Origin of the sequence: Ruminococcus sp. (assembly GCF_019417665.1) — a bacterium.
In the GTDB taxonomy this organism is placed as follows: Bacteria; Bacillota; Clostridia; order Oscillospirales; family Ruminococcaceae; genus Ruminococcus_C.
In genome coordinates, this window is the sequence record NZ_DXUU01000044.1 from 1 (window position 1) to 25,323 (window position 25,323).

Consider the following 25,323-nt stretch of genomic DNA (forward strand, 5'->3'; position numbering starts at 1 on the left):
TTACGAATTTTTTGTAAACTCTGCTCCACAACTATTGACTTTTCTTAGCTGGACTCAAAAGTAAATGCTGTTGCCCTGAAAACCGCCAGTGAACCCCTTGACATTTTCGCAGAATTGTGGTATACTAAAATAGTCATATATGACATCTGCAACTGGGGTATAGCCAAGTGGTAAGGCAACGGACTTTGACTCCGTCATTCCGCTGGTTCGAATCCAGCTACTCCAACCATAATCGCACCTAACGAATGATACAATCGTTAGGTGCATTTTTATTGTAAAAAAGCCGAGAAATAAGCACATTTTCGGCAATTAGCCACAGTGAGAAGAAAATCACTATATTCCGATTCTATTATGATTCCTCCATGCCCTTGGAGATTCCCCGTATATATTTTTAAATGCTCTGGAAAAGTGTAATTGATCTTCATATCCCACAGCATTGCTTATATCGCCAATGGAAAGCTGTGTGAGCTTTAGTAGCTCTGCCGCTTTTGCCATGCGGTAGTTCAGAAGAAAATCCTGCGGTGATTTTCCAACTGCTTCTTTAAAAATTTTTCCAAAGTAGCTTCTGTTCAGTCCACATACGGATGCGATATCCTCAACAGAAATATCATTCTGAAAGTTGTGTTCAATAAAATGCAATGCCTCATGGATATAGAAATCCCGAAGTTGGCTTCCTTGCTGAATATGTGTACTTGCTGAAGAACGTGTCAGATAATCCAGAAACAGGTACAAATGCCCGATAAGGTGAAAAGGAGATGAATTTCGGTTTTGCGTCATATAAAGCATTTCATGCATCATTTCTTCCCGAAGATCTTTGGAACGTGCATGATAAATCGGTGAGTCGGGCGTAAATCCAGCAGATTCCAGAATTGATTTCACACGCAGTCCGTCAAATTCTACCCAGACATATTCCCATGGTAAATTCTTGTCCGCAATATACGTCGTAATCTGATTAGGGAAAATCATAAATCCCTGCATACTTTTGACGGAATAGGTTTGCGTGACCCCTTTGCTGTCGTCAGCCATAAGAGTTCCCATTCCGGAAATAATGTAATGAAAAAGATAGTGGTTTCTTGTTGCAGGGCCGAAAGAATGTGCCGATTCGCATTGTTCCCAACCAAATTGATAAAGTCCTAAATCAACAAAGTTCTCGTTTGGAAAAATGGAAAAAATAATATCGTGCATAAATTTATTCTCCTTTCTGTCAACTTATTTCGGTGAAAATGACTGCCTTGTATTTTGATTATAACATGAAATATGCCAAAATGCAAGATGATATGCAAATCTCATTGAAAAGATAGCATAATGGCATAAAACAAGTGGATTTACGGTATTTACAAATCCCAAATTGGCATGTTATAATATAACCACAAAAAGCGACACACAAAATTCTATTCAGGAGGAGGACGAAAATATGAAAAAAAGAAACAATATACCGTGCCTGGTTTTAACAGGAACTTTCATATCTGCACTTCTTTTATCAGGATGCAGCAATACAGATCGCAGTGATGAAAAAACTGTAGTCAGAATGCTTCAGTATAAGCCGGAGGCGGTTCATGCATTTGAAGAAATGGAGGAACGGTTTAATGCAGAGCATGATGACATTGTGCTGAAAATCGAATCTCCCAATGAGGCAATGACGGTTTTGAAAACACGACTTATCAAAGAAGATTATCCGGACATTGTTGGAATCGGCGGAGATATTAACTATTCCAATTTTCTTGATGCAGATCTATTTATGGATATTTCTGATTTTGAAGGAATTTCAGATATAAAACCTTCCTATATGCAGATAGAGAAGGATCTGGAATTTATCCCACAAGAGGGCATTTATGCTTTGCCATATGCAGCAAACTGTGCTGGCATTCTCTATAACAGGGATATGTTTGAGGAACATGGATGGGAGATTCCAGAGACATGGAGTGAATTCACCGATCTTTGTGAAGAGATTCAAAGCACAACAGATATTTATCCACTTTATTTTGGATATAAAGATACATGGACGTGTCTTGCTCCATGGAATGCATTGGCAGTTGGTCTTGCAGATGCAGATATATGCTCACAGGTAAATGCAGGCAATACCACCTTTGCAGAGGGTTATTCAGAAGTTGCCGATAAGATGAAAGTACTGCTTGAATATGCAGAGCCAAACCCCTACGCTTACAGCTACAATGATGCCTGCACAGCTTTTGCAAGAGGAGAATCTGCGATGTATCCCATAGGCAGTTATGCTGTACCGCAGATTCAATCTGTAAATCCGGATATGAATATTGATTCATTTCCATTTCCGGCAAATGAAGATGAAGCAGACAATGTGTTGAATTCCGGTGTGGATCTACAAGTCTGCGTTATGAAAGAAACAAAAAACAAAGAAGCTGTTTATGAAGTTCTTCGGTTTTTATATGAGGATGAGACAATACAGATTTATCTGAACGATCAGAACGCTGTTCCATGCAAGCAGGGAGATTTTGAACTGCCATCCATGCTTGACGGAATGAAATCTTATATTGAATCTGACAGAATGTCTGATTTCCATGATCATCACTATCCAAGCGAAATGAGCGTAGATGCTATGATACAGACATATCTTATGGACGAAAGTGATGACGCCGCTGAAGTGTTCCTCAACCGTTTTGATAAGGAATGGAAACGCTATAACCGTGACCTGATTGAAAAAGTCAGAAAATATGAGGAGGGACTGAGATGAAAGGAATCATAAAAAAACGCAAACCCATGTCAAAAAGAACCAAAACTTTACTGCTGATGACGTTACCGGCATTGATACTGTTTGTTTTATTTAATACGATCCCATTAATTACTGGTGCTTTTTACAGCTTTACAAACTATCGTGGATATGGTTCTTACGACTTTGTCGGATTCAGAAACTTTATTGATCTGTTTCAGGACAGTCGAGTTGGAAAATCTTATCTGTTTACCTTCAAATATGCGATTGCCGGAACGATACTGGTCAATGTGCTTTCCCTGTTGATCGCAATGGGTCTGAACAGTAAAATCAAGTTTAAAAGCACGCTGCGAGGGATGTATTTTCTGCCGAATATTTTAGGCGGATTAGTTGTGGGATATATTTTCAGTTTTATTTTCACATATATTATCCCAACAGTAGCCCAAAGTTTACATATTGACTTTTTAAGCAGCAGCATTCTTGCAAGTGAAAAGTGGGCATGGGTCGGTGTATTGATCGTTGGCGTATGGCAGACCGTTGCTATGAACACGATCATATATATTTCAGGTCTGCAAACAATTCCGGCAGATATTTACGAAGCAAGCTCTATTGACGGAGCAGGAAAATGGTATACTTTCAGAAAATTGACATTGCCTCTTCTGCTGCCGTTTATTTCAACCAATCTGATACTCAGCACAAAAAATATGCTTATGGTATTCGATCAGATCATGTCGCTGACAAAGGGCGGACCTGCACAGAGTACAGAATCCATTTCCTATCTGATTTACAAAAATGGTATGGACGGCGGACAGTTTGGATTCCAGAGTGCCAATGCAGTGGTATTCTTTATCGTTATCGTAGCAATTTCCGTGATTCAGCTTTTAATTACAAATAAAAAGGAGGAACAGTTATGAGTTCTGAAAGACATCGTGCTCCAAAACCGCCCGTAGTGCGCATTAAATCAGCCGGTGAAATAAAGAATGATAAGGACGGAAAATCCAATATTTTCCTGACCGTAATTTTGATTCTTGGCTGTTTGACAATATTATTTCCACTTTATATGACCATTGTCATTGCCTTGAAATCACCCTCTGAAATGACCAATGATGTTGCAGGTGCATTAAGCCTGCCAAAGAGTTTCAGCCTTGACAATTTCGCAGAGGCTATGCGCGTGACAGATTTCTGGCATTCTCTCGGAAACAGTGTTCTGATTACCGGAGCTGCAATTGTATTATCACTTATAATTCACTCCATGGCAGGTTATGCAATTGGCAGAAGTATGGCAAGGCACAAGGGATTCAAATTTATTTACTTCTATATCGTCAGCGGTATGTTCGTACCATTTGCGATTCTGATGATGCCTCTTGTAAAGGAAACTGCAAAGATGAATATCGACAATATGTTCGGTGTAATTATTCTTTATGTCGTATTTTATATGCCTATGAACGTTATGCTTTACAGCGGCTACCTTAAAAATATTCCCCTTGCAATGGAGGAGGCAGCGGAAATTGACGGTGCATCCACCTGGAAAACATACTGGAAGATTATTTTCCCTATGATGAAACCTATGCACGCAACAGTGGCAGTGCTGACAGCTCTTGGCACATGGAATGATGTAATGACACCCCTTGTTATTATGTCTGGTTCAGAGAAAACCACACTTCCTCTTGCACAGCTGAATTTCCAGTCACAGTTTGGTACAAATTATAATCTGGCTTTTGCGTCCTATCTGCTTGCATTGATTCCGATTTTGATTTTCTATATTCTCTGTCAGAAACAGATCATCGGTGGAATTGCAAACGGTGCAGTAAAGGGATAATAAGAAATACAAATCTTCTTCATCACTGCATTTTTGGTATCTGTGGTTCTATGCCGCAGATACCAAAATATTAAAGAGGTGTTTTTATGAATTTACAAAATAAAATTATGCTGATTACCTATGCAGACAGCATGGGAAAAAATCTGAAAGAGCTGCATGAGGTTCTGAATAAACATTACAAAGACGCTGTGGGCGGTGTGCATATTCTTCCGTTTTTTCCGTCATCAGCTGACCGTGGATTTGCACCAATGAGATATGACAAGGTTGACGAGGTATTCGGCGACTTTTCCGATGTCGAGGCGATCGGCAAGGATTACTACCTGATGTTTGACTTTATGGTCAATCACATTTCTGCAAGCTCAGAATACTTTCAGGATTTTCTGAAAAAGAAAGAATCTTCAGAATACAAGGATTTTTTCATTCGTTACAGCAAGTTCTGGAACGGCGAACCGACACAGGAGCAGATTGATAAAATTTACAAAAGAAAGCCCCGTGCGCCATATATTGAGGCTAAGTTTGCAGACGGCTCAAAAGAAAAAATCTGGTGTACATTCTGCGAAGAACAGATCGACCTTGATGTAACAACAGATAAAACAAAGGAATTTATCCGCCGTACATTAAAGGATATGTGCAGTCACGGTGCAGCAGTTATCCGCCTTGACGCTTTTGCTTATGCTGTAAAAAAAGCAGACACAAGCTGTTTCTTTATAGAACCGGATATCTGGGAATTGCTTTATGAGATTGAAAATGTCGTAAAAGAAGAGGGTGCGGAAATTCTTCCAGAGATCCACGAGCATTACACTATTCCTATGAAAATTGCGGATAAGGGATTCTGGATATATGATTTTGCCTTGCCAGTACTGACTCTCCATGCACTCTACAACCATACAGGAAAATATTTGAAGAACTGGATGGAAATGTGTCCCATGAAGCAGTTTACAACACTGGATACCCATGACGGGATCGGTATTGTAGATGTCAAGGATTTACTGCCTGATGAGGAAATTGAAATCGTCAAGGAGCAGTTGTATCAACAAGGAGCAAACGTAAAGAAGATTTACAGCTCCGAGGCATATAACAATCTGGACATCTACCAGGTGAATACTACCTACTATTCTGCACTTGGCAACAACGATGATGCTTATCTGCTGGCACGGGCTATTCAATTTTTTGCTCCGGGGATTCCGCAGGTGTACTATGTTGGAATGCTTGCAGGTTCAAATGATATTGAGCTTATGGAGCATACCAAAAACGGGCGTGATATTAACCGACATTATTATTCCAAAGAGGAAATTGAAGATGAGCAGGATCGTACGGTTGTACAGAAGCTAAAAGAACTGATGATACTGCGTAACACTCATCCGGCATTTTCTTTGGATGGAACGATTGAAATTCAAACAGACGGTGACGGGTTGATAATTACAAGAAAATATGGTTCGGATTCTATTACGCTGAAGTCTGATCTTACAACATACAGATTCGAAATTGAAACAAGAAAGGAATGACTTTTATGGCAATTAAAGTAAATGAGAAGAATAGACTTTTTCAGCTGATCACTAAAAATACTGAATATCAGATCAAGGCGGATAAGTTCGGTGTTTTAAAACACATCTGGTATGGGGAACGAACCGATTTTGATATGGAGTATCTCCAAAGTTATCCTGATGTGGGCTTTTCCGGCAATATTTACGAGGCTGGAAACTGCCGCACATATTCTCTGGATACAATGCCGCAGGAGTATTCATGCCAAGGCATCGGAGATTTCCGCATATCAGCGGTTGGGATCACGCATGTAGACGGGAGCAGTGCAATTGATTTGCGTTATAAGGGCTATCGCATAGCAAAAGGGAAATATTCCATTCCAGGACTACCTGCTGTTTATGCAGATGAAAATGAAGCGGATACTCTTGAAATCGACCTGAAAGATACAGCAAGCGATATTTGTGTAACGCTGAAATATGCCGTTCTGGAAAGCCTTGATATGATTACAAGAAGTGCTGTAATATACAATAAAGGAGCGACAGCTGTAACGCTTACAAAGGCGGCAAGCTTATGCCTGGATATCCCACAGGGGAAAGATTTGGAGTGGATTCATTTTCACGGTCGTCATACTATGGAGCGTCAGCCGGAGCGTGTATCGCTTGTTCACGGTATTCAGGAAAGCACAAGTTCCAGAGGAACTTCCAGTCATCAGCAAAATCCATCTGTGCTTCTCTGTACAAAGAAATGCACAGAAACAAGTGGGCAATGCATCGGAGCAGCTCTTTTGTACAGCGGCAGCTTTCAGACGCAAATTGAGCTTGATCAACTTGATCAGGTGCGTCTGATTATGGGTATTAACCCGGCACTTTTCCGTTGGGAACTTTTGCCGAATTCCTATTTTCATACGCCGGAAGTAATGTTTTCTTACAGTAACAGCGGATTTGAAACGTTGTCACACAATTTCCATAAAGCAATTCGCCATCATGTTTGCAGAGGGGAATATAAGCTTGCAGAGCGTCCTGTTCTGATAAACAATTGGGAAGCTACCTATTTTGATTTTGATTCCGATAAAATTCTTCATATTGCACAGCAGGCGGCTGAACTTGGAGTAGATATGCTTGTTCTTGATGATGGCTGGTTTGGCAAGCGCAATGATGATTGCTCCGGTCTGGGGGATTGGTTTGTTAACGAGGAAAAACTGAAAGGCGGTCTTGGTAGTCTTACGCAGAAAATCTCCGCACTGGGTATGAAATTCGGAATCTGGTTTGAGCCGGAAATGGTTTCCGAGGACAGCGAACTGTACCGTTTGCATCCGGATTGGGCGATACAGATTCCCGGACGTGAGCCTATGAGAAGCCGTTATCAATTGCTGCTTGATATGACAAGGCAGGAGGTACAGGATTATCTGTATGATTCCATTGGAAAAATTCTGGACAGTGCCGATATATCGTACATAAAATGGGATATGAACCGCAGCATTAGCGACTGGTATACCGCAACGCTTTCAGCAGATAGACAGGGCGAAATGGCACATCGGTATGTGCTTGGAGTGTATGCATTGTTGGAGCGTCTTATCTCTGCGTATCCTCATGTATTATTTGAAGGATGCAGCGGAGGCGGTGGAAGATTTGATGCCGGGATGCTTTATTACTGTCCGCAAATCTGGTGCAGTGACGACACGGATGCTTTTGAACGTACAAAAATTCAATACGGAACATCGTTTTTCTATCCGATTTCCGCAATGGGTTCTCATATTTCGGCAATACCAAATCATCAGACAGGACGTATAACCCCAATTGAAACAAGGGCTGTTACGGCAATGGCAGGCAGCTTTGGTTATGAGCTTGATTTAAACACCCTTTCTGATGATGAAAAGCAGGCGGTTAAATCTCAGATCGTACGCTTTAAAAAATACAATGATCTGATTCACAATGGTTTGTATTACCGTATAAGCAATCCTATGACAGATGAATTTGCTGTATGGGAGTATGTTTCAGAAGACGGCAGTGAAGTTTTGGTGCATGGAATGACTTTCCGTACTTCCCCTAATACCCTACAAATCAGAATTCGCTTGCGTGGGCTTTCTCCGATTGCAATGTATCGTCTTGAATCTGACGGAGGTCAATATACCGGAAAAGCTCTTATGAACGGCGGAATCCTTCTGCCCAAAGCATGGGGAGATTATTGTCCCATAGAACTGCATTTCACACTTGTCGAAGGTGACTGATATGAATAAAGAAACAATGGTAAACAAGCTTTGCAGTGGAAACTTTGATTTTATATTAAAGACGCTTTATGGTGAATCTGCTGTGGAACGTCAAAGAAACAGGTACATATCTGCAATTGAGAAATTTTCGGAACTTTTCCCTGAACGTGAAGACATTTATATTTTTTCTGCTCCGGGACGTACAGAAATCGGCGGAAATCACACCGACCATCAGCATGGCTGTGTGCTCGCAGCAGCGGTCGATCTGGACGTTATTGCTGTGGCAGCATTCCACAACGAGGGTGTCATTCGTTTAAAGTCAGCAGGGCATTCCCCTAACCATGTGAATCTTAGTGATCTTTCTGTGCAGAAGAAAGAAATGGGCAGCTCATCGGCGCTGATTCGTGGGATTGCCTCCAGATTTCACGAAATGGGTGTCAAAATCTCCGGATTTGACGCATACACTACTTCTGATGTGTTAAGCGGAAGCGGATTATCTTCGTCAGCGGCATTTGAAGTGCTGATCGGTACAATTATTGACAGCCATTACAATCATGGAAAAGCTGGTGCTGTTGAGATCGCAAAAATCGGTCAATATGCAGAAAATGTGTACTTTGGCAAAAAGAGCGGTCTGATGGATCAGATGGTAAGCTCTGTGGGAGGTCTTGTTTCCATTGATTTTCATAATACCGAAAATCCGGAAATAAAAAGCTTTCCCTATGACTTTGAAGCGTCTGGTTATTGCCTATGCGTAACTGACACAAAAGGCAGCCATGCAAATCTGACTGATGATTATGTCGCAGTGCGCTCTGAAATGGAAAGCATTGCAGCGCAATTTGGAAAAGCATTTCTCAGAGATGTGAATGAAAATGAGTTCTACAGCGCAATTCCGCAGCTTAGAGAAAAATGCTCCGACCGTGCAGTCGTGAGAGCCACACACTTCTTTGCGGAAAACAGACGTGCTGTACTTGAAGCGAACGCTCTTTCAGAGGGCAATATGGATTACTTCCTTGCGCTTGTAAGGCAGTCGGGTGAATCTTCGGCAAATCTTCTGCAAAATCTGTATTCCTGTTCACAGCCAATCCAGCAGGAAATCCCCCTTGGCATTATGTTAAGCCGAAAACTTCTTGGAGAAAAGGGTGCTGTTAGGGTACACGGCGGAGGCTTTGCAGGGACAATTCAGGCATTTGTGCCTGTGGAAAAAGTAAATGAATATTCACAGGAAATGAACCGTATTTTTGGCGACGGCAGCTGCTATATTCTTAGGATTCGCCTTGTGGGCGGTATAGAAATCACGGAGGGATAACGATGCGTATTTTAGTTTTAGGCGGTGCAGGTTATATCGGTTCCCATACTGCACTGGAGCTTGTAAAAGCAGGACATGATGTCATGATTGCGGATAACCTTGTCACAGGATACCGCAGTGCAATCCCGGAAACGGCAAAGTTTTATGAGGGAGACATCCGGGACGCTGCCTTTTTGGACGAACTGTTCAGTTCAGAGAAAATCGACGCTGTGATTCATTTTGCAGCATTTTCTCTGGTGGGCGAAAGCGTCACCAATCCTCTGAAATACTATGACAACAATCTCTGCGGCACAAAGGTATTGCTGGAAGCAATGGTGCGCCACGGCATTGACAAAATTGTATTTTCCTCCACAGCGGCAACCTACGGCGAACCTAAGAACATTCCCATTCTGGAAAGTGACAAAACTTGTCCCACAAATCCATACGGTGAGACAAAGCTTGCAATGGAGAAGATGTTCCATTGGACGGCAAAGGCACACGGATTGCGTTATGTTTCTCTGAGATATTTCAATGCCTGCGGTGCGGACGAAAGCGGCACCATCGGAGAGGCACATGATCCAGAGAGCCATTTGATTCCGCTGATTTTGCAAGTGCCCAACGGCAAGCGAGAGGCAATCTCCATCTATGGCACGGATTATGATACCCCTGACGGGACTTGCATTCGTGACTATATTCACGTTACCGACCTGGCACAGGCGCATATTCTTGCAGTTCAGTATCTGATGAACGGCGGAGAAAGCGATATTTTTAATTTGGGAAATGGTGTCGGCTATTCTGTCAGGGAAGTCATTGAAACAGCAAGATCCGTTACCGGACATTCTATTCCGGCAATAGAAACCGAACGCCGTGCCGGCGATCCGGCAAGACTGGTTGCTTCCAGTGAAAAGGCACGGAAAATCCTTGGATGGAATCCGGTACATGACAGCCTGGAAGAAATTATTGCAAGCGCATGGAACTGGCACAAGGATCATCCCAACGGATATGAAGAATAGGAAGTGAAGAGCATGATTTATGATGATATACAGCGGCTGATAAGCTACGCTATAAAAAACGAACTGATAACTTCAGAAGACGTTTATGTTATACGCAATCATTTTATGGAGGTATTTCAGCTGACCGACTGGCAGGAATCCGAAGCAGACTGCCATGATGCAGATATTGATACACTGCTCTGTCCGCTGGTTGATTATGCCTGTTCACACAATATCATTTCTGATACAACTGCCTCACGTGACTTGTTTGATACAAAGCTTATGGGTATTCTTACACCCATGCCCAGAGAGGTAACAGCTGAATTTCGCCGGCGTTATGCAAAATCTCCGGAAACAGCCACGGACTGGTATTTTAATTTCAGCCAAAAGGTAAATTATGTTCGTCAAGGCAGAATTGCCAAGGATTTAAAGTGGACCTACGAATCAGAGTATGGCACACTGGATATCACCATAAACCGTTCCAAACCGGAAAAAGACCCAAAGGATATTGCAGCTGCAAGATCATTTCAAACGACAGCATATCCCAGGTGTCAGCTTTGTCCAGAAAATGCAGGCTTTGCAGGAAATCTGAATCATCCGGCAAGACAGAATCTGCGCCCGATACCATTGAAAATCAGCGGAGAACCATGGCAGATACAATATTCTCCCTATGGCTACTATAACGAGCATTGTATTGTATTCAATGAAAATCATACTGCAATGAAAATTGATGATACGGTCTTTGAAAAGTTGTTTGATGTACTGGATTATCTTCCCCATTATTTTGTCGGCTCAAATGCAGACTTACCTATTGTGGGCGGTTCAATTCTCAGTCATGAGCATTTTCAAGGCGGAAGATATACATTTGCAATGGAAAAAGCACAAATTGAAAAAAATTTCTGTATACCACAATTTTCAAACGTACAGGCAGGTATTGTGAAATGGCCCATGTCTGTTATTCGGCTGAAATCCGAAAATAGAAGCAGTTTATCCGCAGCTTGCAGCTACATTCTGAAAAAATGGCGCACTTACAGTGATGAAAGTGTTGATATACTGGCGGAAACAAATGGAACACCGCATAACACGATCACGCCCATTGCACGAATGAACGGCAGCCTGTATGAATGCGACCTGGTTTTGCGCAACAACCGTACAACAGAAGAATGTCCCTTGGGACTGTTTCACCCAAATCCACCTTTACATCACATCAAAAAGGAAAATATCGGTTTGATTGAGGTGATGGGGCTTGCTGTATTACCATCACGTCTTGCAGAAGAACTGAGTGCCGTGGAGAATGCGCTGCTGTCTGGAAAAAATCTTAACGAAAATCCGCAGACCGCTGCTCATGCTGAATGGGCTGAGAAAATATTGCAAAATCATCCGGATTTTTCAAAAGAAAATGCTTTAGATATTGTTCGTGCAGAGGTTGGCATGGTCTTTGAACAGGTTTTGCTGGACGCTGGTGTTTTCAAAAGAAATGAAGCTGGCAGACAAGCATTTGACAAATTTATAAACACACTAACAGATGGAGAATAAATATGAAAAAATTTGATGTTGTAGCATTAGGAGAACTGCTGATCGACTTTACCGAAAACGGAATAAGTGCACAGGGAAATCCTGTTTTAGAAGCCAATCCCGGCGGTGCACCCTGCAATGTCCTTGCTATGCTTAACAAGTTGGGAAAGAAAACTGCCTTTATCGGCAAGGTTGGCAATGACACATTTGGCAGACAGCTTGCAGAAGAAGTACAACAAAGCGGAACGGATACCACAAATCTGATTCTTGATGATGCTGTACACACTACACTTGCCTTTGTGCATACATTTCCGGACGGCGAACGTGAATTCAGTTTTTATCGGAATCCTGGTGCAGATATGATGCTAAAAAAAGAAGAAGTGATGGAAGATATTATCAAAGAGGCAAAAATCTTTCATTTTGGAACACTTTCTTCAACTCATGAGGGAGTTCGTGAAGCTACCAGATATGCCATAGATATTGCCAAAGAAAACGGTGTCCTGATTTCCTTTGATCCGAATCTGAGAGAGCCATTGTGGGATTCTCTGGAAGATGCAAGGAAAGAAATAGAGTATGGATTATCAAAATGTGATATTCTGAAAATATCCGACAACGAACTTGAATTTATGACTGGTACAAAGGACTATTCAAAGGGTGTTGAAATTCTCAGAGAACGGTATGATATAAAAATTGTATTTGTAACGTTGGGGAAAGACGGCAGCCGTGCCTACTATAAGGATTTAACGTCAGAACAGCCGACTTTTTCTGAAATTAAGGCAATTGAAAAAACAGGTGCCGGAGATACCTTTGAGGGCTGTGCACTGAATTATCTTCTGGAACATGATTTTGATTCGCTGAAAGAGGAAAATCTTTCAGAACTGCTCATCTTTGCAAATGCTGGGGCATCATTGATCACAACACGGAAAGGGGCTTTAAAAGTGATGCCAGATAAGACTGAGATTGAAAATTTGATTCGAGATGGACGTAATTCATAAGCCCTATTATTTATGCGAAAAAAGCAGCGTGATGAAATAACACCACGCTGCTGAAAAGTTTTATTTGTTTACGCTGCACCGTCCCGGCGCAACACTGCAATTACTGTCTTTCCCAAGATCTTCACATCCGTAGAAAAAGAACGGTCACGAATATACTTCAGATCCAGTTCCACCCATTCATCAAACATAATATTGCTTCTGCCAGAACACTGCCAGTAACAGGTGATACCGCCTTTTGCATCCAGTCGGTGCATCTGATAAGGGGTATACATCTCCACCTCACGGGGAAGTGGGGGACGGGGTCCTACCAGACTCATCGTACCGTTCAGCACGTTGAAAAACTGAGGCAGCTCATCCAAACTAGTTTTCCGTAAGAATCTGCCGATGGGTGTCACACGGGGGTCTTTTTTCATTTTGAAAACCGGACCGTCCGCTTCATTCTGTCGGCGCAGTTCTTCCAGCTTCTGCTCAGCATCCACGCACATAGTACGGAATTTGTACATGGTAAAAAATCTTCCGTCCTTTGTGACACGCACCTGCTTGAACAGGGGACTGTGAAAGTCCTGCAAAAAAATCAGCAGTGCGATCAGCAGCATGGGAACTGCCAGGATCACAATGGCAACAATCGACAGTAAAATGTCGATGCATCGTTTCATAAATAAGTACCGCTTCGAAACGTTTTCCAATTGGAGCGAACCAGGTCTGGTTGTTCCTGAACGCCGCTTTACTGCCTGCGGCATATCCTCATCCTGCAGCAAATAGCCTAAATTTTCCATAAATACCCTCCGAAAATTTCAGAACACATCAATACGTCATTGCAAAAAAACTGCCCTGTGTGCCGTCTGTTCCGGATATACTGTCCCTTGTCCGGACGACAAAAATCATTCTTATCTTACCAGCAGCAAATCACACTTGCCAGGTATCCTTTCAGAGCAATTCTCTGTGCACAAATGCCCCCTCAAGCATTTGTCAGACTCATAGGCAGCACCGCACAAAGACTGTCTGTCAGCTTTGTATGTCATATGCTTGCATATTTGGGCGAGTCTGCCGTTGTCATTTCCTATAGACAACGGGCTGACTGCACACTTGATACACAATCTTTGTGCGATGTTACCTATACTAAAATTATATCATCTTTTGTTGCATTCTGTCAATGTACTATTCTCACAAGATTTCACAAAAATCAATGTGCATTTTATGCAATCTACTCATGGCATTCCATTGACGTTAGAAAGGTTTCCCAGAACAGGAAAAACTACGAAATTACGTGAAAAAGCATCTGGTTCAGAAAATACAAAAAACTGCTGTCGGAGAGAGGGACTCTGTCATCCTGCAGCAGTTTTTTGTGTTTCAGGAGAGAATGGCATACAGTGTTGCTGCATCCTCCTTGCGTATTACGTCGGAAACCTGTTCCACACGTACTTTTAAAGTCTTTTGTCCCATCTGGATCTCGATCACATCGCCCACCTTGACATCATAGGATGCACGTGCAATCTTGTCATTGACGAGAACCTTTCCGGCGTCGCACGCCTCATTGGCAACGGTGCGGCGCTTGATGAGACGGGAAATTTTCAGATATTTATCCAGCCGCATGGTCGTTTTCCTCCTCTATGGAATGTTTTGATTTTTGCCAGAGATCGATCCACTCGCTGCGGCTTAGGGATTCCAGAGGACGGTTTTCCCGCATGCAGGTATCTTCCACTGCACCGAAGCACTGGATAAACTGGTTTGTGGTATCTGTCAGTGCTTGTTCTGCCTGGATCCCCAGCTGCTGTGCCATGCCGGCACAGCAAAACAGCAGTTCTCCCATGGCACGTTCGATCTGTACCTGATCTTCCATGTGCATGGCATATTCCAGTGCATTTTTGCACTCTGTGACGCTGGCGAGAACAGATTCATTGCACAAAAAATGCAAGTCGTTTTTTGCCGCACGTTTGTTGACCTTCTGGGCACGCATGAGTGCCGGGAGCGTCTTTGCCACGGACTCCAGGGTCTGGGTTCGTGTGGTCTGATGCTTGGATTCCTCCTTGATCTCCTCCCAGTTTTTGAGCACTTCTTCCGTAGTATCTGCCTGGGTCGTGCTGAACACGTGGGGATGGCGGAGAATCATTTTTTTGCAGATGTCCGTGCACACATCGTCTAGGGTGAAAGAATTCTGTTCCTGTTCCAGCTGGGCGTGGAATACCACCTGTAACAGCAGATCTCCCAGTTCCTCCCGGAGCAGCTCCGGATCTTTCTGGTCAATGGCTTCAATGACCTCATAGGTTTCCTCAATGAGACCACTGCGGATGGATTCATGGGTCTGTTCCTTGTCCCAGGGGCATCCGTCCTTGCTGCGCAGGAGCATGACGATCTCTGCCAGATCATTTATGGTATAGCGATCTTTCATTTCGTATGGTATCATATTGCACCTCCGAATCTATATGGATCCCGATCAGTTTTGCATTAGTTTGCATCCACAAAGCCGACCTTTCGGTACACCTTGCGCACGATCCGGGACGAATATGCCAGAGCCTTTGCATCGGATGCAGTGTAGCATTCCTTGAGATAAGCCTTGTCGGCGATGAGCTTTGCATAGGTCTCCTGCATAGGACGCAGATGATCTGCCACAGCTTCGCCCACAGCCAGCTTGAAGTCACCGTAACCTTTGCCCTCGAATTCCCGTTCAATGGCGGCGAAATCCTTGCCGGTAACGCTGGAATAGATGGTCATGAGATTGTTGATGCCATCCTTGCCTTCTGCATAGCGCACTTCTGCTTCGCTGTCGGTGACAGCACGCTTACACTTGCGGATAATAGTATCCTTGTCATCCAGAATGAGGATGCAGGCGTTGGGGTTGGTATCGGATTTGGACATCTTCTTTGTCGGTTCTTGGAGGGACATGATTTTTGCCCCGACCGGCGGAATATACGGCTCCGGCAGGGTGAAGAATTCGCCGTAGCGCTGGTTGAATCTCTGTGCAATGTCACGTGTCAGTTCCAGATGCTGTTTCTGGTCTACACCCACAGGCACCAGGTCTGCGTTGTACGCCAGGATATCTGCCGCCATGAGTACGGGGTAGGTAAACAGACCGGCGTTGACATCGTCCGGATGCTTCTGGCTCTTGTCCTTGAACTGGGTCATACGGGACAGCTCGCCGAACTGGGTGTTGCAGCTGAGGATCCAGCTCAGTTCTGCATGGGTACGCACGTGGCTCTGGATAAAGAGGATAGACTTTTCCAGGTCAATACCGCATGCCAGCAGCAGGGCATATGCCTGTAAGCTGTTCTGACGCAGCTTCACCGGATCCTGGCGGACGGTGATGGCGTGCATATCTACTACACAATAAACACAGCGGTATTCATCCTGAAGAGGCCCCCAATTGCGGATAGCACCGATATAATTGCCCAGGGTAAAAGTTCCCGTGGGCTGAATGCCGCTGAAGATCAGTTTTTTTGTTTCCTGTTCTGCCATAAATGGACTTCCTTTCTGATGGAAAATTTTTGTTTCTGCATGGCTTTTTTCTGCAAATTGTTTTCTGGCGAGCGGCTGATAGCCGTCCCCCTACATTTGCACATTTCACACATGCATAATAACAAAAGTCATCATTACTGTTTCGCCTGCGCTGCGGCACGGTCTTTCAGCTGTGCGGAACGCAGTTCACGCATGACCTGCTGATACAAGAAATATACTGCCTGCATATCTGCGCTTTCTTCCTTGATCGTAGTGGGCAGGATAGTCTTTTTATAGATGCCGCCCTTTGTCAGCAAATAAATATTGTGTGGCTGACCGGTGGGCAGTGCGAGATCCTTGGTCTTTTCTGCTTCTGAGAGGATACGGGGCGCATTTGCCACCAGAAGCCGTCCTGCCTGTACCACGGTCTGATACCGCTGGGATGCACCGGTGTAGGAGCCGCCGTTGTTGAAATAGAGGTTTGCAGCGCCGTTGATGTATACCACTAGAGTGGAGAGAGTTCTTGGGTCAATGGGAATGTCGATAACCATGCCATAAACACTATACTCGTCGGTGATCATGTTCGAAAACTGCTTTGCTGGAAAGTGCAGTGCAGCACCTCGTGTCATTAAATAGGATTCTGTTACCAGATAATGTGTCTGTACGGGATTTTTTTTCTGTGCCATGAGAATTTTCGATTCCTTTCTTGTTTGTCATTTTAATATTATTTTGGGGGATATATTGCAGAGGCGGATATCATTCGTCAGGATATCCGGTCTGCAAATGATTTTTTCACTGTTGTAGGGCGGGGGCTTGCTCCCGCCGTATTTTGCTATCGATCTGTTGCAGTGAAAATAAAACGGTGGTTTTGTTCCGGCGTCAATCCAGCATTTCTCTTGTCATGCCGCCGAGGATCTCTGTGCCTTTTATGATCTGCTCATCTGTAGGCGTGGAGAAGTTCATGCGGAAAGACGATGTTTTCGCCGATTCATCCACCAGGAAAGCGTTTCCGGGAACGACTGCGATCTGATATTCCGAAACTGCCTTTTTGCAGAATGCAGGCATATCACAGTCCTCAGGCAGGGTACACCAGAGGAACAGACCGCCCTCGGGCATTTCCCAGCGGACACGCTTGGAGAAATGCTGACGGATGCCATCTGCCATGAGGTTGCACTTCTGGCGGTATACAGCACGCAGCTTTTCCAGATAGGTGTCCATATCTGTCTGTTCCAGGAATTTGGCACAGACAGCCTGTGCCCAGATGTTGGTGTGTACGTCAGAGACTTGCTTGCACACCGTGATCTTGGAGATGATCTCCTTGGGTGCGCTGACATAGCCCACACGAAGTCCCGGCGCCAGGATCTTGGAGAATGTGCCGGAGTAAATGACACGGTGTTCCGTATCCATGCTCTTGATGGACGGGATGGGTGTGCCAGCAAAGCGGAGATCACCATAGGGGTTGTCCTCCAGGATGATCAGGTCGTATTTGCACGCCAGTTGATACAAGCCCTTGCGCTTTTCCAAGGACATAACACGGCCCGTGGGGTTCTGGAAATTGGGGATCACATAGACCAGCTTGGGGTTCGGATTTTCCTTCACTGCCTGTTCCAGTGCATCGAGATTCATGCCGTCCTCTTCCAGTTCCACGCCCACCAGATTCACGCCGTAGGAGCGGAATGCATTGAGAGAACCGATGAAGCTGGGGGATTCGCAGAACATGGTATCGCCACGGTTCAGCAGTACCTTGCAGGACAGCTCGTTCGCCTGCTGTGCGCCGGATGTGGTGATAAGATCGTCAGCAGTTTCGTCAAAGCAATGCTGCTCTGCCATACGTGCTTTCAGGACATCCCGCAATTCCGGAAAGCCCTCGGTGATGTTATATTGCAGTGCCAGAATGGGGTCTTTTTCGAACAGCTCCGCAGAGATACGGCTGATCTCTTCCACCGGGAAAGCCTCCGGTGCTGGATTTCCGGCTGCAAAGGAGATCACACCGGGCATCCCGGTGAACTTCAGGATTTCACGGATGGCGGATGGCTGTAACGCATCGACATTTTCCGAAAATTTATATTGCATTTTCACTTCTCCTTTTCCAAAAACAGGATATGCCGTTTCCCAGAGGGACAAATTCCGGCATTACCCTCTTATTATAACACATATTTTCGATTTCGGCAACATAAATTTTTGTATCTGCACGCAAATCGAATTTTTCGTTGAGATTGTTCCGATGTAGGGGCGAACTGTGTTCGCCCGTTGGAGGATTCCCGAAAATTTGCGGGCGAACACAGTTCGCCCCTACTACCGTTGTGTGTTGTTGCCGTAACTCCGGGCGGCTGGCAGCCGTCCCTACAGGATTCAAAAGAGGTGCATGATGCTGAAAAAACAATCCTTCTGGAAAGGCTCTGCCATTTTGTTGGCGTCAGCGATGCTGGCGAAGGTACTGGGCGCTTGCTTTAAAATTCCCCTTACGAATGTGCTGGGCGGTACGGGGATGGGCTATTTCAGCAGTGCATATGGGCTGCTGCTGCCCATTTATGCTCTTTCCGTGACGGGACTGTCTGCGGCGGTAGCACAGACAGTGTCACGTGCTGCTGCGCTGGAGCATTGGACGGAGGTGCGCCGTATCCGGCGTGTGGCACGGTTGGCGTGCGGTGTGCTGGGACTGATTCTCAGCGTGGTTATGCTGCTTCTAGCAGAACCCTTTGCCGTACTGGCGGCAGCTCAGCCATATGCGTTATTTTCCCTGTTGGCAATTGCACCGGCGGCACTGTTCGGCTGTCTGACGGCAGTGGAACGGGGCTATTGGGAGGGCTTGCAGACCATGACGCCCACGGCGGTGTCTCAGGCAGTAGAAGCTGTGGCAAAACTGGGATTGGGTCTGCTTCTGTGTCAGTGGGTGCTGGACAATCCGGAAATTGTCTGTGCCTGGGTATCCCCGGATGTGCCTCTTTCGGCACTGGCGGCAGCCGGGGCAGTGCTGGGCGTTACATTGTCCACCGTGATGGGTTGGCTGTATTTTGTGGTGCGGAGCTGGTTCACTGGTGCAAAACTGCCTTGCAGTACGGAACAGGCGGCACCTGCCGGGCAGATTCTCCGGCGGTTGCTGTATGTCATGATTCCTGTAGCGTTAGGTTCGCTGGTGACAAATCTCACCTCACTGCTGGATCTGGTCACGATGATGCGTTGCCTCAGCCGTGCCCAGCTGCTGCACCCGGACGAACTCGTGCAAAAATTCGGCGAAATCGCCGCCAGCCAGGATTTTCCGGCGTTTGTGTACGGTTCTTTTACGGGAATGGCGGTTACTGTGTTCAATCTGGTTCCCTCTGTGACCAATATGCTGGGAAAGAGTGCCCTGCCCTGTGCGTCGGCACTATGGGCAAAACGGGATTGTGCTGGTGTGGCAGCGCATACCTGTTCTGTGGCAGCGGCGGCAGCAGCTATGGTATTGCCGTCAGCCGGGGGATTGTGGGTATTGGCAGAGCCGGTCATGCATGTGCTCTACAGCGGCAGACCGGAGGAAGCGGCACTGGCGGCGGAGGCATTGCGTTCGCTGCTGCCCGGAATGGTCTGCTTGTGCCTGACTTTTCCTCTTTGCAGTATTTTACAGGGCATCGGACGTGCGGCAATTCCGGTAGAATGTATGTTGGTGGGTGTTGCTGTAAAGCTGGCAGGCAATTTGCTGCTGATCCCAAACCCGGCATTCTGCATCAGCGGTGCAGGTATTTCCACCTCGGCGTGCTATCTGATACTGCTGGTGCTCATCGTGTGGAGTCTGCGCCGGGTACTGGGCGAACCCATCCGCCTGCTGCGGACGCTCCTGCCCTTTGGCTTCGGTGCGGCAGTCTGTACGGCGGTGGTATGGCTTTGCCGCAGTGCAACTATGACATGGAAAAGTTATTTTTCTGTGGCAGTTTGTGTCGTCGCCGGCGGTGCGGTTTATCTGCTGGTATTATGGCTGGCAGGATGCCTGAGACAACACCACCCAAGGACCGCCTGACGTCTTTGCCGTACATTTGTACGATAATATGGCATTATTACGGTGTTTTAATGAGTAAATCGCTTTTGAAAAATAAGAATACTTTAGAATACTTTATTGTAAAACTCTTGTAAAAAAGCGCTTTTCATAAATGTAAACCCAGCGCATCAAAAGTGCGGAAAAGGGGTGAGGGGTGAAGGGAAAGAGAGTGCAGAGGGAAAACCGTGAGGGGGTGGGGAAAATCCACACTTTTGCCACGGTTTTCTTTTTTTCCCGCTCCTCTTAGGTTGTCCCTTTGCTCCCACGTGTCAAGTGAAAGCCTTAGAAAAAGTAATAGTTTGTTTACACATCGAAATGCCCTGATGGCATTATTTGAGTTTCTTGACTTATTTTTCCGAGTGTGATATACTATAATTAAAGGAATAAAAAAGACATTCCTGTTTTAGAAAATTGCAGAAGGGAGGGAGTACCGTTGCGTGAAAAACTGCGGCGCAGTGTGCGCCCGGTGGCGTTGCTGTTGCTGTTATTGTTACAATTCTGGATACCATCAGGCAGGGCTGTGTCTGCTGTAGACGATTCTTGGCTGCTGTACCAGGATACCATTTATTATGCTGTGACACCGAAGAATGAAGTTGTCATCAAGAGCGTTCGTGCTTCTGCGACAGAAGCGGTACTCCCAGCGGAGATCAACGGTTGTGCCGTGACGGAGATCGCAAGTTATGCCTTTAAGGACTGCACGCGTCTGACCAAAGTGGTCATACCAAAAACGGTACAGAAGATCGGCGCTTTCGCCTTTAAAGACTGCACCCGTCTGGCGGATCTGACGATACCCGATACGGTCAGTGAGATCGGATGGGGTGCTGTACAGGGCACACTCTGGCTGGAACAGCAGAAGGGCAGCTTTGTCATTGCTGGACAAGGCATTCTCCTGGCGTATGCCGGAACAGATGCAGCGGTGACAGTACCGAAAGGGGTTCGTGCCATCGGAGGATATGCCTTTGATTCCTGCGATACGGCGGAGACGGTCATTCTTCCGTCTACCCTGGTTTCCATTGATGCATTTGCCTTCAACAACTGCACTGGTCTCCGACAGATTACCATCCCTGACAGCGTAGAAACCATCGGACAATACGCCTTCCATTGGTGCACTTCGCTCCGGGAGATACACCTGCCAGACAGCATTCGCAGTTTAGACGGACATGCTTTTGAATTCTGTAAATCCCTGGAGACTGTGACGCTTTCCAATGCGATCACGCAGATCAACAATATGCTGTTCAAGGGATGCTCTAGTTTGACTGCGGTGGAGATCCCGAACAACGTCACGGTGATTTGCAACTACGCCTTTCAGGATTGTATCTCGTTGAAAAGTGTGGTAATACCAGAATCGGTGATGGAGATAGGATCCAGTGTCTTTGACGGCTGTACATCCTTGGAACAGCTTTCTATCCTGAATCCTCAGTGCCGCATTTATGATGCCGAGCAGACAATTGAAAAAACGGCAGATATTTACGGCATGTCGGAATCTACGGCTCATATCTATGCGCAGAAGTATGCCCGTGCATTTGTGCCTATGGACTGCATCAAAGGCGATATGGATGGTGACGGAAAATTGACTGCCCAGGATGCCTATGAGGTTCTGATCTTGTATGCAAAAATGTCCGTGGGAAAGAAACCCACGTGGACAGATATTGCACTTTACGTTGCTGATTATGATGGAAACGGTAAGGTGGATAGTGCAGACGCATATGAGATCCTTGTGACCTATGCCAAGCAGTCGGTTTGTGTTAAGAACATTGCAGAAGAAACAACAAAAATATGAAAACGCAAATTCATGCTGTGATTGTCCTTTTGGAACGCTCTGATCAGTTCTAATTTGGTACATATTAAAAAACATTTAGGGGAATTTTGGCGGCAGAGGGATGCTGTCAAAAAGGAAATTTTTCAGAACTTGTAGGAAAGATCATGAAAACAAGTTTTCAGGAAAGGAGTGATTCATATGCGGAAAAATAGCTGGGCACGTTTGCTGTCTGTTGTCATGGCAGCAGCGGTTGGTATGACTTCTTTTGCAATAGTACCGGAGTACGCACAGGCAGAGGACGCTTCATTCGAAACAACAGCTGTTATGGCATATGATACTGTTTTTTATACATTAGATATTTTAGGGAACGCAGTGATTGTCGGCGGCGATGAGACATGTGAGACGATTCTGATTCCGGATGTCATTGAAGGACATGTTGTCACGGAGATCGCACAGGAGGCGTTTGCCGAAAATGAAACGCTTCGATCCGTGTATATCCCGGACAGCGTGACAACTATCGGGGATCATGCCTTTTATGATTGTTTCAATCTTGCAGAAGTTGAGGGAGCTTCTTCTGCAATTTATGTGGGACAAGAGATCCTGGGGGGTACCCAATGGCAGGAAAACTGCGGAACAGAACTGGCTGTGCTGAACGGCAGGATCGCAGTGGATGTGCTCCGGGAGAACACTTCTGTGACAATTCCTGACGGTGTAGAGGTTCTTGCAGACCGTCTGTTTCTGGAGAATGAAACGATAGCCCAGGTGGGAATGCCGAAAAGTGTGCTCTATGTGGGAAGCGGCTGTTTTGCTTATTGCAGCTCACTGTCAGAAGTGCATTTTTCCTCGGGACTGCGTCAGATCCGGGACAGTGCTTTTTATGAGTGTACTGCATTGGAGTTGGCAGATTTTCCAAGTACATTGCTTTCCATCGGAAATCAGGCGTTCTACGGCTGTTCTGCTATGGAGTCTGTTTCCTTTTGCAATGGACTGCGCACCATCGGAGACGCTGCCTTCGAATCCTGTACCGCACTCCGCCTTCTTGTGCTGCCGACTTCGCTGACAAGTTTGGGAACATCTACGTTTTCCAATTGTACTTCGCTGTACATGATGGTGATCTCAGGGAAACTGGAAAAGATCCCGGCAGGTGCTTTTTCCGGGTGCAAAATGCTGGAATATGCAGCCATTAACGACAGTGTGAAGGTCATCGGCGACTATGCTTTCAATGACTGCACCAGTCTCCGGGTCATTAATATGCCGGAAAATCTGAGCGAGATCGGTGCCTATGCCTTTTCTATGTGCACCAGTCTGACGGATCTGGAACTGCCGGATTCTGTACACACAGTGGGCAAGGATGCGTTCTTTAAAACAGGCTGGATGGAACAGCAGGAGGGTACCTGGGCGATCTGCGATGGTGTACTTCTGGAATATCGGGGCAATGCAGAGATGATCCTGATTCCCCAGAATGTACATACTATCGCCAGCGGATTTCTGGCGAATCAGTCTAATGTAATACATGTAGTGCTGCCGTCCGGTATGACAAACATCAATGCGGAAGCGTTTCTGGGCTGTGAGACCATTCAGCAGGTGGACTTTTCTGACACCATTACCAGCATTGAAAACGGTGCGTTCCAGTATTGCACTTCGCTCCGCACGATTACAAAAATGACTGCTGTAGAAACCATTGGGGACAGCACTTTTGAAGGATGTTCTGCATTACAGGAGATCACATTGCCGACAGGGCTTGTGACCATCGGAGAAGATGCATTTCGGAATTGCAGCAGCCTGAAAACGGTACAGATACCTGCAACACTTGCTACCATCGGAGACGGCGCCTTTTATGGCTGTTCGTCTTTGGAAAGAACACAGACTAGTTTTCAGTTGGAAAATACCTGTGTGACAGAGATCGCATCAGAGACCTTTGCCTATTGCAGTAATTTAAACGCATTGATCTTGCCGGAAACGCTGGTTTCTGTACAGGCAGATTCCTTTACGGGCTGCGAAAAGGCTATCATTGCCTTTCTGAACAGCAGCACGGTAATTCCCATGGTGGAATCCACGTTCCCGGAAAATTGTCTTTTACTGGGCTATAAAGGTTCTACGGTGCAGCAGTATGCCCAGACATTTGACCGGCGATTCAGTGCATTAAGCGATAATATAGAAACGGCTACCACTACAGCGCAGCAAAGCACAACTGCTGAGACAACGTTCCAGACGACAGAGACTTCGGCGGAAACGGTATTCACCACCACAACAGCGTCCTCTGTGACATTGCCGCCTTTTATCACTGCAGATTCTTCATTCAATACGACGACATATGATTCTCAGGAGACCGCAGGAGGAATAACGACTCTGGAAACTACAACTACTGTGGCAACATGGATCACTACAGATACTATGAATACGGCAGAAACTATTTCTGCAACTGCAACGGGTGTTGTATTGACCACGGAAGAGACAGGTACTACCGTAACAGAAACTGTCACTACAGATAATGCTGCTTCCGGCACAGAAATCACTACAAGTCGGGCACCGTCGTTCACCTCGGAATTGACAGCGACTGCGGAGTCCACGCTGACTACCTCAACTGTCACTACTACAAAGCCCATGACCACAACGCAATTCACCGCCACAACACTTGAAACAACGACAACGCTTACTACCACAACTATGGATGTCACGGGAATAACGACGCTCGCCACGGAAACGACAGAAGTGTCAAATACTGGTTCAGAACCGACTCAGGGAGATGTTGATGGCAATGGCAGGATCGATGCCGATGACGCTTACTTTGTGCTTGTGATATATGCACAGCTGGCTGTGGGTGAGGAAGTGACATTGGATGAGGATGTCTGGGAACGTATGGATGTGGATCAGGACGGCGTTGTTTCAGCTGACGATGCCTATCAGATACTGCGGTTCTATGCCATGCAGGCAGTGGGAGAAAATATAGATGTCTCCCAGTGGCTGGAACAGATTCGGCGCAGAGCGGAATGATCGAAAAATGATTTCATGATTTATTGTATCAGACGGGGCGGCATAGGCTGTTCCATCTGTTTTTTATCGGATATAATTGTAAATTTTTTAAAAATGTCTATTTGTCAATGATGTGAGACCAAAAAATAAGAAAAGAAAGATTCTGTTGA

At 45.5% G+C, this 25,323-nt stretch carries 19 protein-coding genes and 1 tRNA gene; 13 read left to right on the plus strand and 7 right to left on the minus strand.

Annotated features, from left to right (window positions below; all coding sequences use genetic code 11):
• The first annotated feature begins 153 nt into the window (after positions 1 to 153).
• Positions 154 to 229: transfer RNA gene (locus tag QZ375_RS10825), tRNA-Gln, on the plus strand.
• A gap of 104 nt (positions 230 to 333) precedes the next feature.
• Here QZ375_RS10825 and QZ375_RS10830 read toward each other — a convergent pair.
• Positions 334 to 1,185, minus strand: a complete 852-nt coding sequence (locus tag QZ375_RS10830) for an AraC family transcriptional regulator (protein WP_295218960.1) — start codon at positions 1,183 to 1,185, stop codon at positions 334 to 336.
• Positions 1,186 to 1,414: 229 nt separating this feature from the next.
• On the opposite strand from QZ375_RS10830, the gene QZ375_RS10835 reads away from it, so the two are divergent.
• The 9 genes from QZ375_RS10835 to QZ375_RS10875 all read left to right on the plus strand — a co-directional run bounded on the left by QZ375_RS10835 (position 1,415) and on the right by QZ375_RS10875 (position 12,977).
• A complete protein-coding gene (locus QZ375_RS10835; RefSeq protein WP_295218962.1) occupies positions 1,415 to 2,707 on the plus strand; it encodes an extracellular solute-binding protein in 1,293 nt (430 codons plus the stop codon).
• A 26-nt stretch (positions 2,708 to 2,733) separates the two neighbouring features.
• On the plus strand, positions 2,734 to 3,597 hold the full coding sequence (locus tag QZ375_RS10840; RefSeq protein WP_365728925.1) for a sugar ABC transporter permease: 864 nt from the start codon (positions 2,734 to 2,736) through the stop codon (positions 3,595 to 3,597).
• Positions 3,594 to 4,502 (plus strand): carbohydrate ABC transporter permease, encoded by a 909-nt coding sequence (locus tag QZ375_RS10845; RefSeq protein WP_365728914.1) that lies wholly within the window; start codon positions 3,594 to 3,596, stop codon positions 4,500 to 4,502. The genes QZ375_RS10840 and QZ375_RS10845 overlap by 4 nt, the downstream gene beginning before the upstream one ends.
• An 86-nt stretch (positions 4,503 to 4,588) precedes the next feature.
• Positions 4,589 to 6,007 carry a sucrose phosphorylase gene (gtfA, locus tag QZ375_RS10850; protein WP_295218967.1) on the plus strand — a complete coding sequence of 473 codons (1,419 nt, stop codon included), beginning with the start codon at positions 4,589 to 4,591 and terminating at the stop codon, positions 6,005 to 6,007.
• 5 nt (positions 6,008 to 6,012) lie between these two features.
• Entirely contained in the window at positions 6,013 to 8,211 is a 2,199-nt protein-coding gene (locus tag QZ375_RS10855) for an alpha-galactosidase (RefSeq protein WP_295218969.1), read from the plus strand.
• Position 8,212: 1 nt separating this feature from the next.
• The gene (locus tag QZ375_RS10860; protein WP_295218971.1) at positions 8,213 to 9,496 is read left to right on the plus strand and encodes a galactokinase family protein; all 1,284 of its coding nucleotides are present in this window, start codon (positions 8,213 to 8,215) and stop codon (positions 9,494 to 9,496) included.
• A gap of 2 nt (positions 9,497 to 9,498) precedes the next feature.
• Positions 9,499 to 10,488, plus strand: a complete 990-nt coding sequence (galE, locus tag QZ375_RS10865) for a UDP-glucose 4-epimerase GalE (RefSeq protein ID WP_295218974.1) — start codon at positions 9,499 to 9,501, stop codon at positions 10,486 to 10,488.
• A gap of 12 nt (positions 10,489 to 10,500) precedes the next feature.
• The gene (locus QZ375_RS10870; protein WP_295218976.1) at positions 10,501 to 12,003 is read left to right on the plus strand and encodes a UDP-glucose--hexose-1-phosphate uridylyltransferase; all 1,503 of its coding nucleotides are present in this window, start codon (positions 10,501 to 10,503) and stop codon (positions 12,001 to 12,003) included.
• A gap of 2 nt (positions 12,004 to 12,005) precedes the next feature.
• Positions 12,006 to 12,977, plus strand: a complete 972-nt coding sequence (locus QZ375_RS10875) for a carbohydrate kinase (protein WP_295218979.1) — start codon at positions 12,006 to 12,008, stop codon at positions 12,975 to 12,977.
• A 68-nt stretch (positions 12,978 to 13,045) separates the two neighbouring features.
• Here QZ375_RS10875 and QZ375_RS10880 read toward each other — a convergent pair whose 3' ends face one another.
• From QZ375_RS10880 to QZ375_RS10905, 6 genes are all read right to left on the minus strand, one after another.
• Entirely contained in the window at positions 13,046 to 13,753 is a 708-nt protein-coding gene (locus QZ375_RS10880) for a sugar transferase (protein ID WP_295218981.1), read from the minus strand.
• 574 nt (positions 13,754 to 14,327) lie between these two features.
• Positions 14,328 to 14,570, minus strand: a complete 243-nt coding sequence (locus QZ375_RS10885; protein WP_295218983.1) for an RNA-binding S4 domain-containing protein — start codon at positions 14,568 to 14,570, stop codon at positions 14,328 to 14,330.
• The gene (gene mazG, locus QZ375_RS10890; RefSeq protein ID WP_295218986.1) at positions 14,557 to 15,381 is read right to left on the minus strand and encodes a nucleoside triphosphate pyrophosphohydrolase; all 825 of its coding nucleotides are present in this window, start codon (positions 15,379 to 15,381) and stop codon (positions 14,557 to 14,559) included. The genes QZ375_RS10885 and mazG overlap by 14 nt, the downstream gene beginning before the upstream one ends.
• A 41-nt stretch (positions 15,382 to 15,422) precedes the next feature.
• Positions 15,423 to 16,430 carry a tryptophan--tRNA ligase gene (gene trpS, locus QZ375_RS10895; protein WP_295218989.1) on the minus strand — a complete coding sequence of 336 codons (1,008 nt, stop codon included), beginning with the start codon at positions 16,428 to 16,430 and terminating at the stop codon, positions 15,423 to 15,425.
• A 134-nt stretch (positions 16,431 to 16,564) separates the two neighbouring features.
• Complete coding sequence (locus QZ375_RS10900; protein WP_295218991.1) at positions 16,565 to 17,095, minus strand: hypothetical protein; 531 nt, start codon at positions 17,093 to 17,095, stop codon at positions 16,565 to 16,567.
• Between the two features lie 193 nt (positions 17,096 to 17,288).
• On the minus strand, positions 17,289 to 18,482 hold the full coding sequence (locus QZ375_RS10905) for a PLP-dependent aminotransferase family protein (RefSeq protein WP_295218993.1): 1,194 nt from the start codon (positions 18,480 to 18,482) through the stop codon (positions 17,289 to 17,291).
• 295 nt (positions 18,483 to 18,777) lie between these two features.
• Here QZ375_RS10905 and QZ375_RS10910 point away from each other — a divergent pair, with 295 nt between their 5' ends.
• The 3 genes from QZ375_RS10910 (at position 18,778) to QZ375_RS10920 (ending at position 25,174) form a co-directional block, all read left to right on the plus strand.
• Complete coding sequence (locus QZ375_RS10910) at positions 18,778 to 20,403, plus strand: polysaccharide biosynthesis C-terminal domain-containing protein (RefSeq protein ID WP_295218996.1); 1,626 nt, start codon at positions 18,778 to 18,780, stop codon at positions 20,401 to 20,403.
• A gap of 451 nt (positions 20,404 to 20,854) precedes the next feature.
• Positions 20,855 to 22,201: a leucine-rich repeat protein gene (locus tag QZ375_RS10915; protein ID WP_295218999.1), complete on the plus strand. Its 1,347-nt coding sequence runs from the start codon at positions 20,855 to 20,857 to the stop codon at positions 22,199 to 22,201.
• A gap of 177 nt (positions 22,202 to 22,378) precedes the next feature.
• Positions 22,379 to 25,174: a leucine-rich repeat protein gene (locus tag QZ375_RS10920; RefSeq protein ID WP_295219001.1), complete on the plus strand. Its 2,796-nt coding sequence runs from the start codon at positions 22,379 to 22,381 to the stop codon at positions 25,172 to 25,174.
• Positions 25,175 to 25,323: the final 149 nt, after the last annotated feature.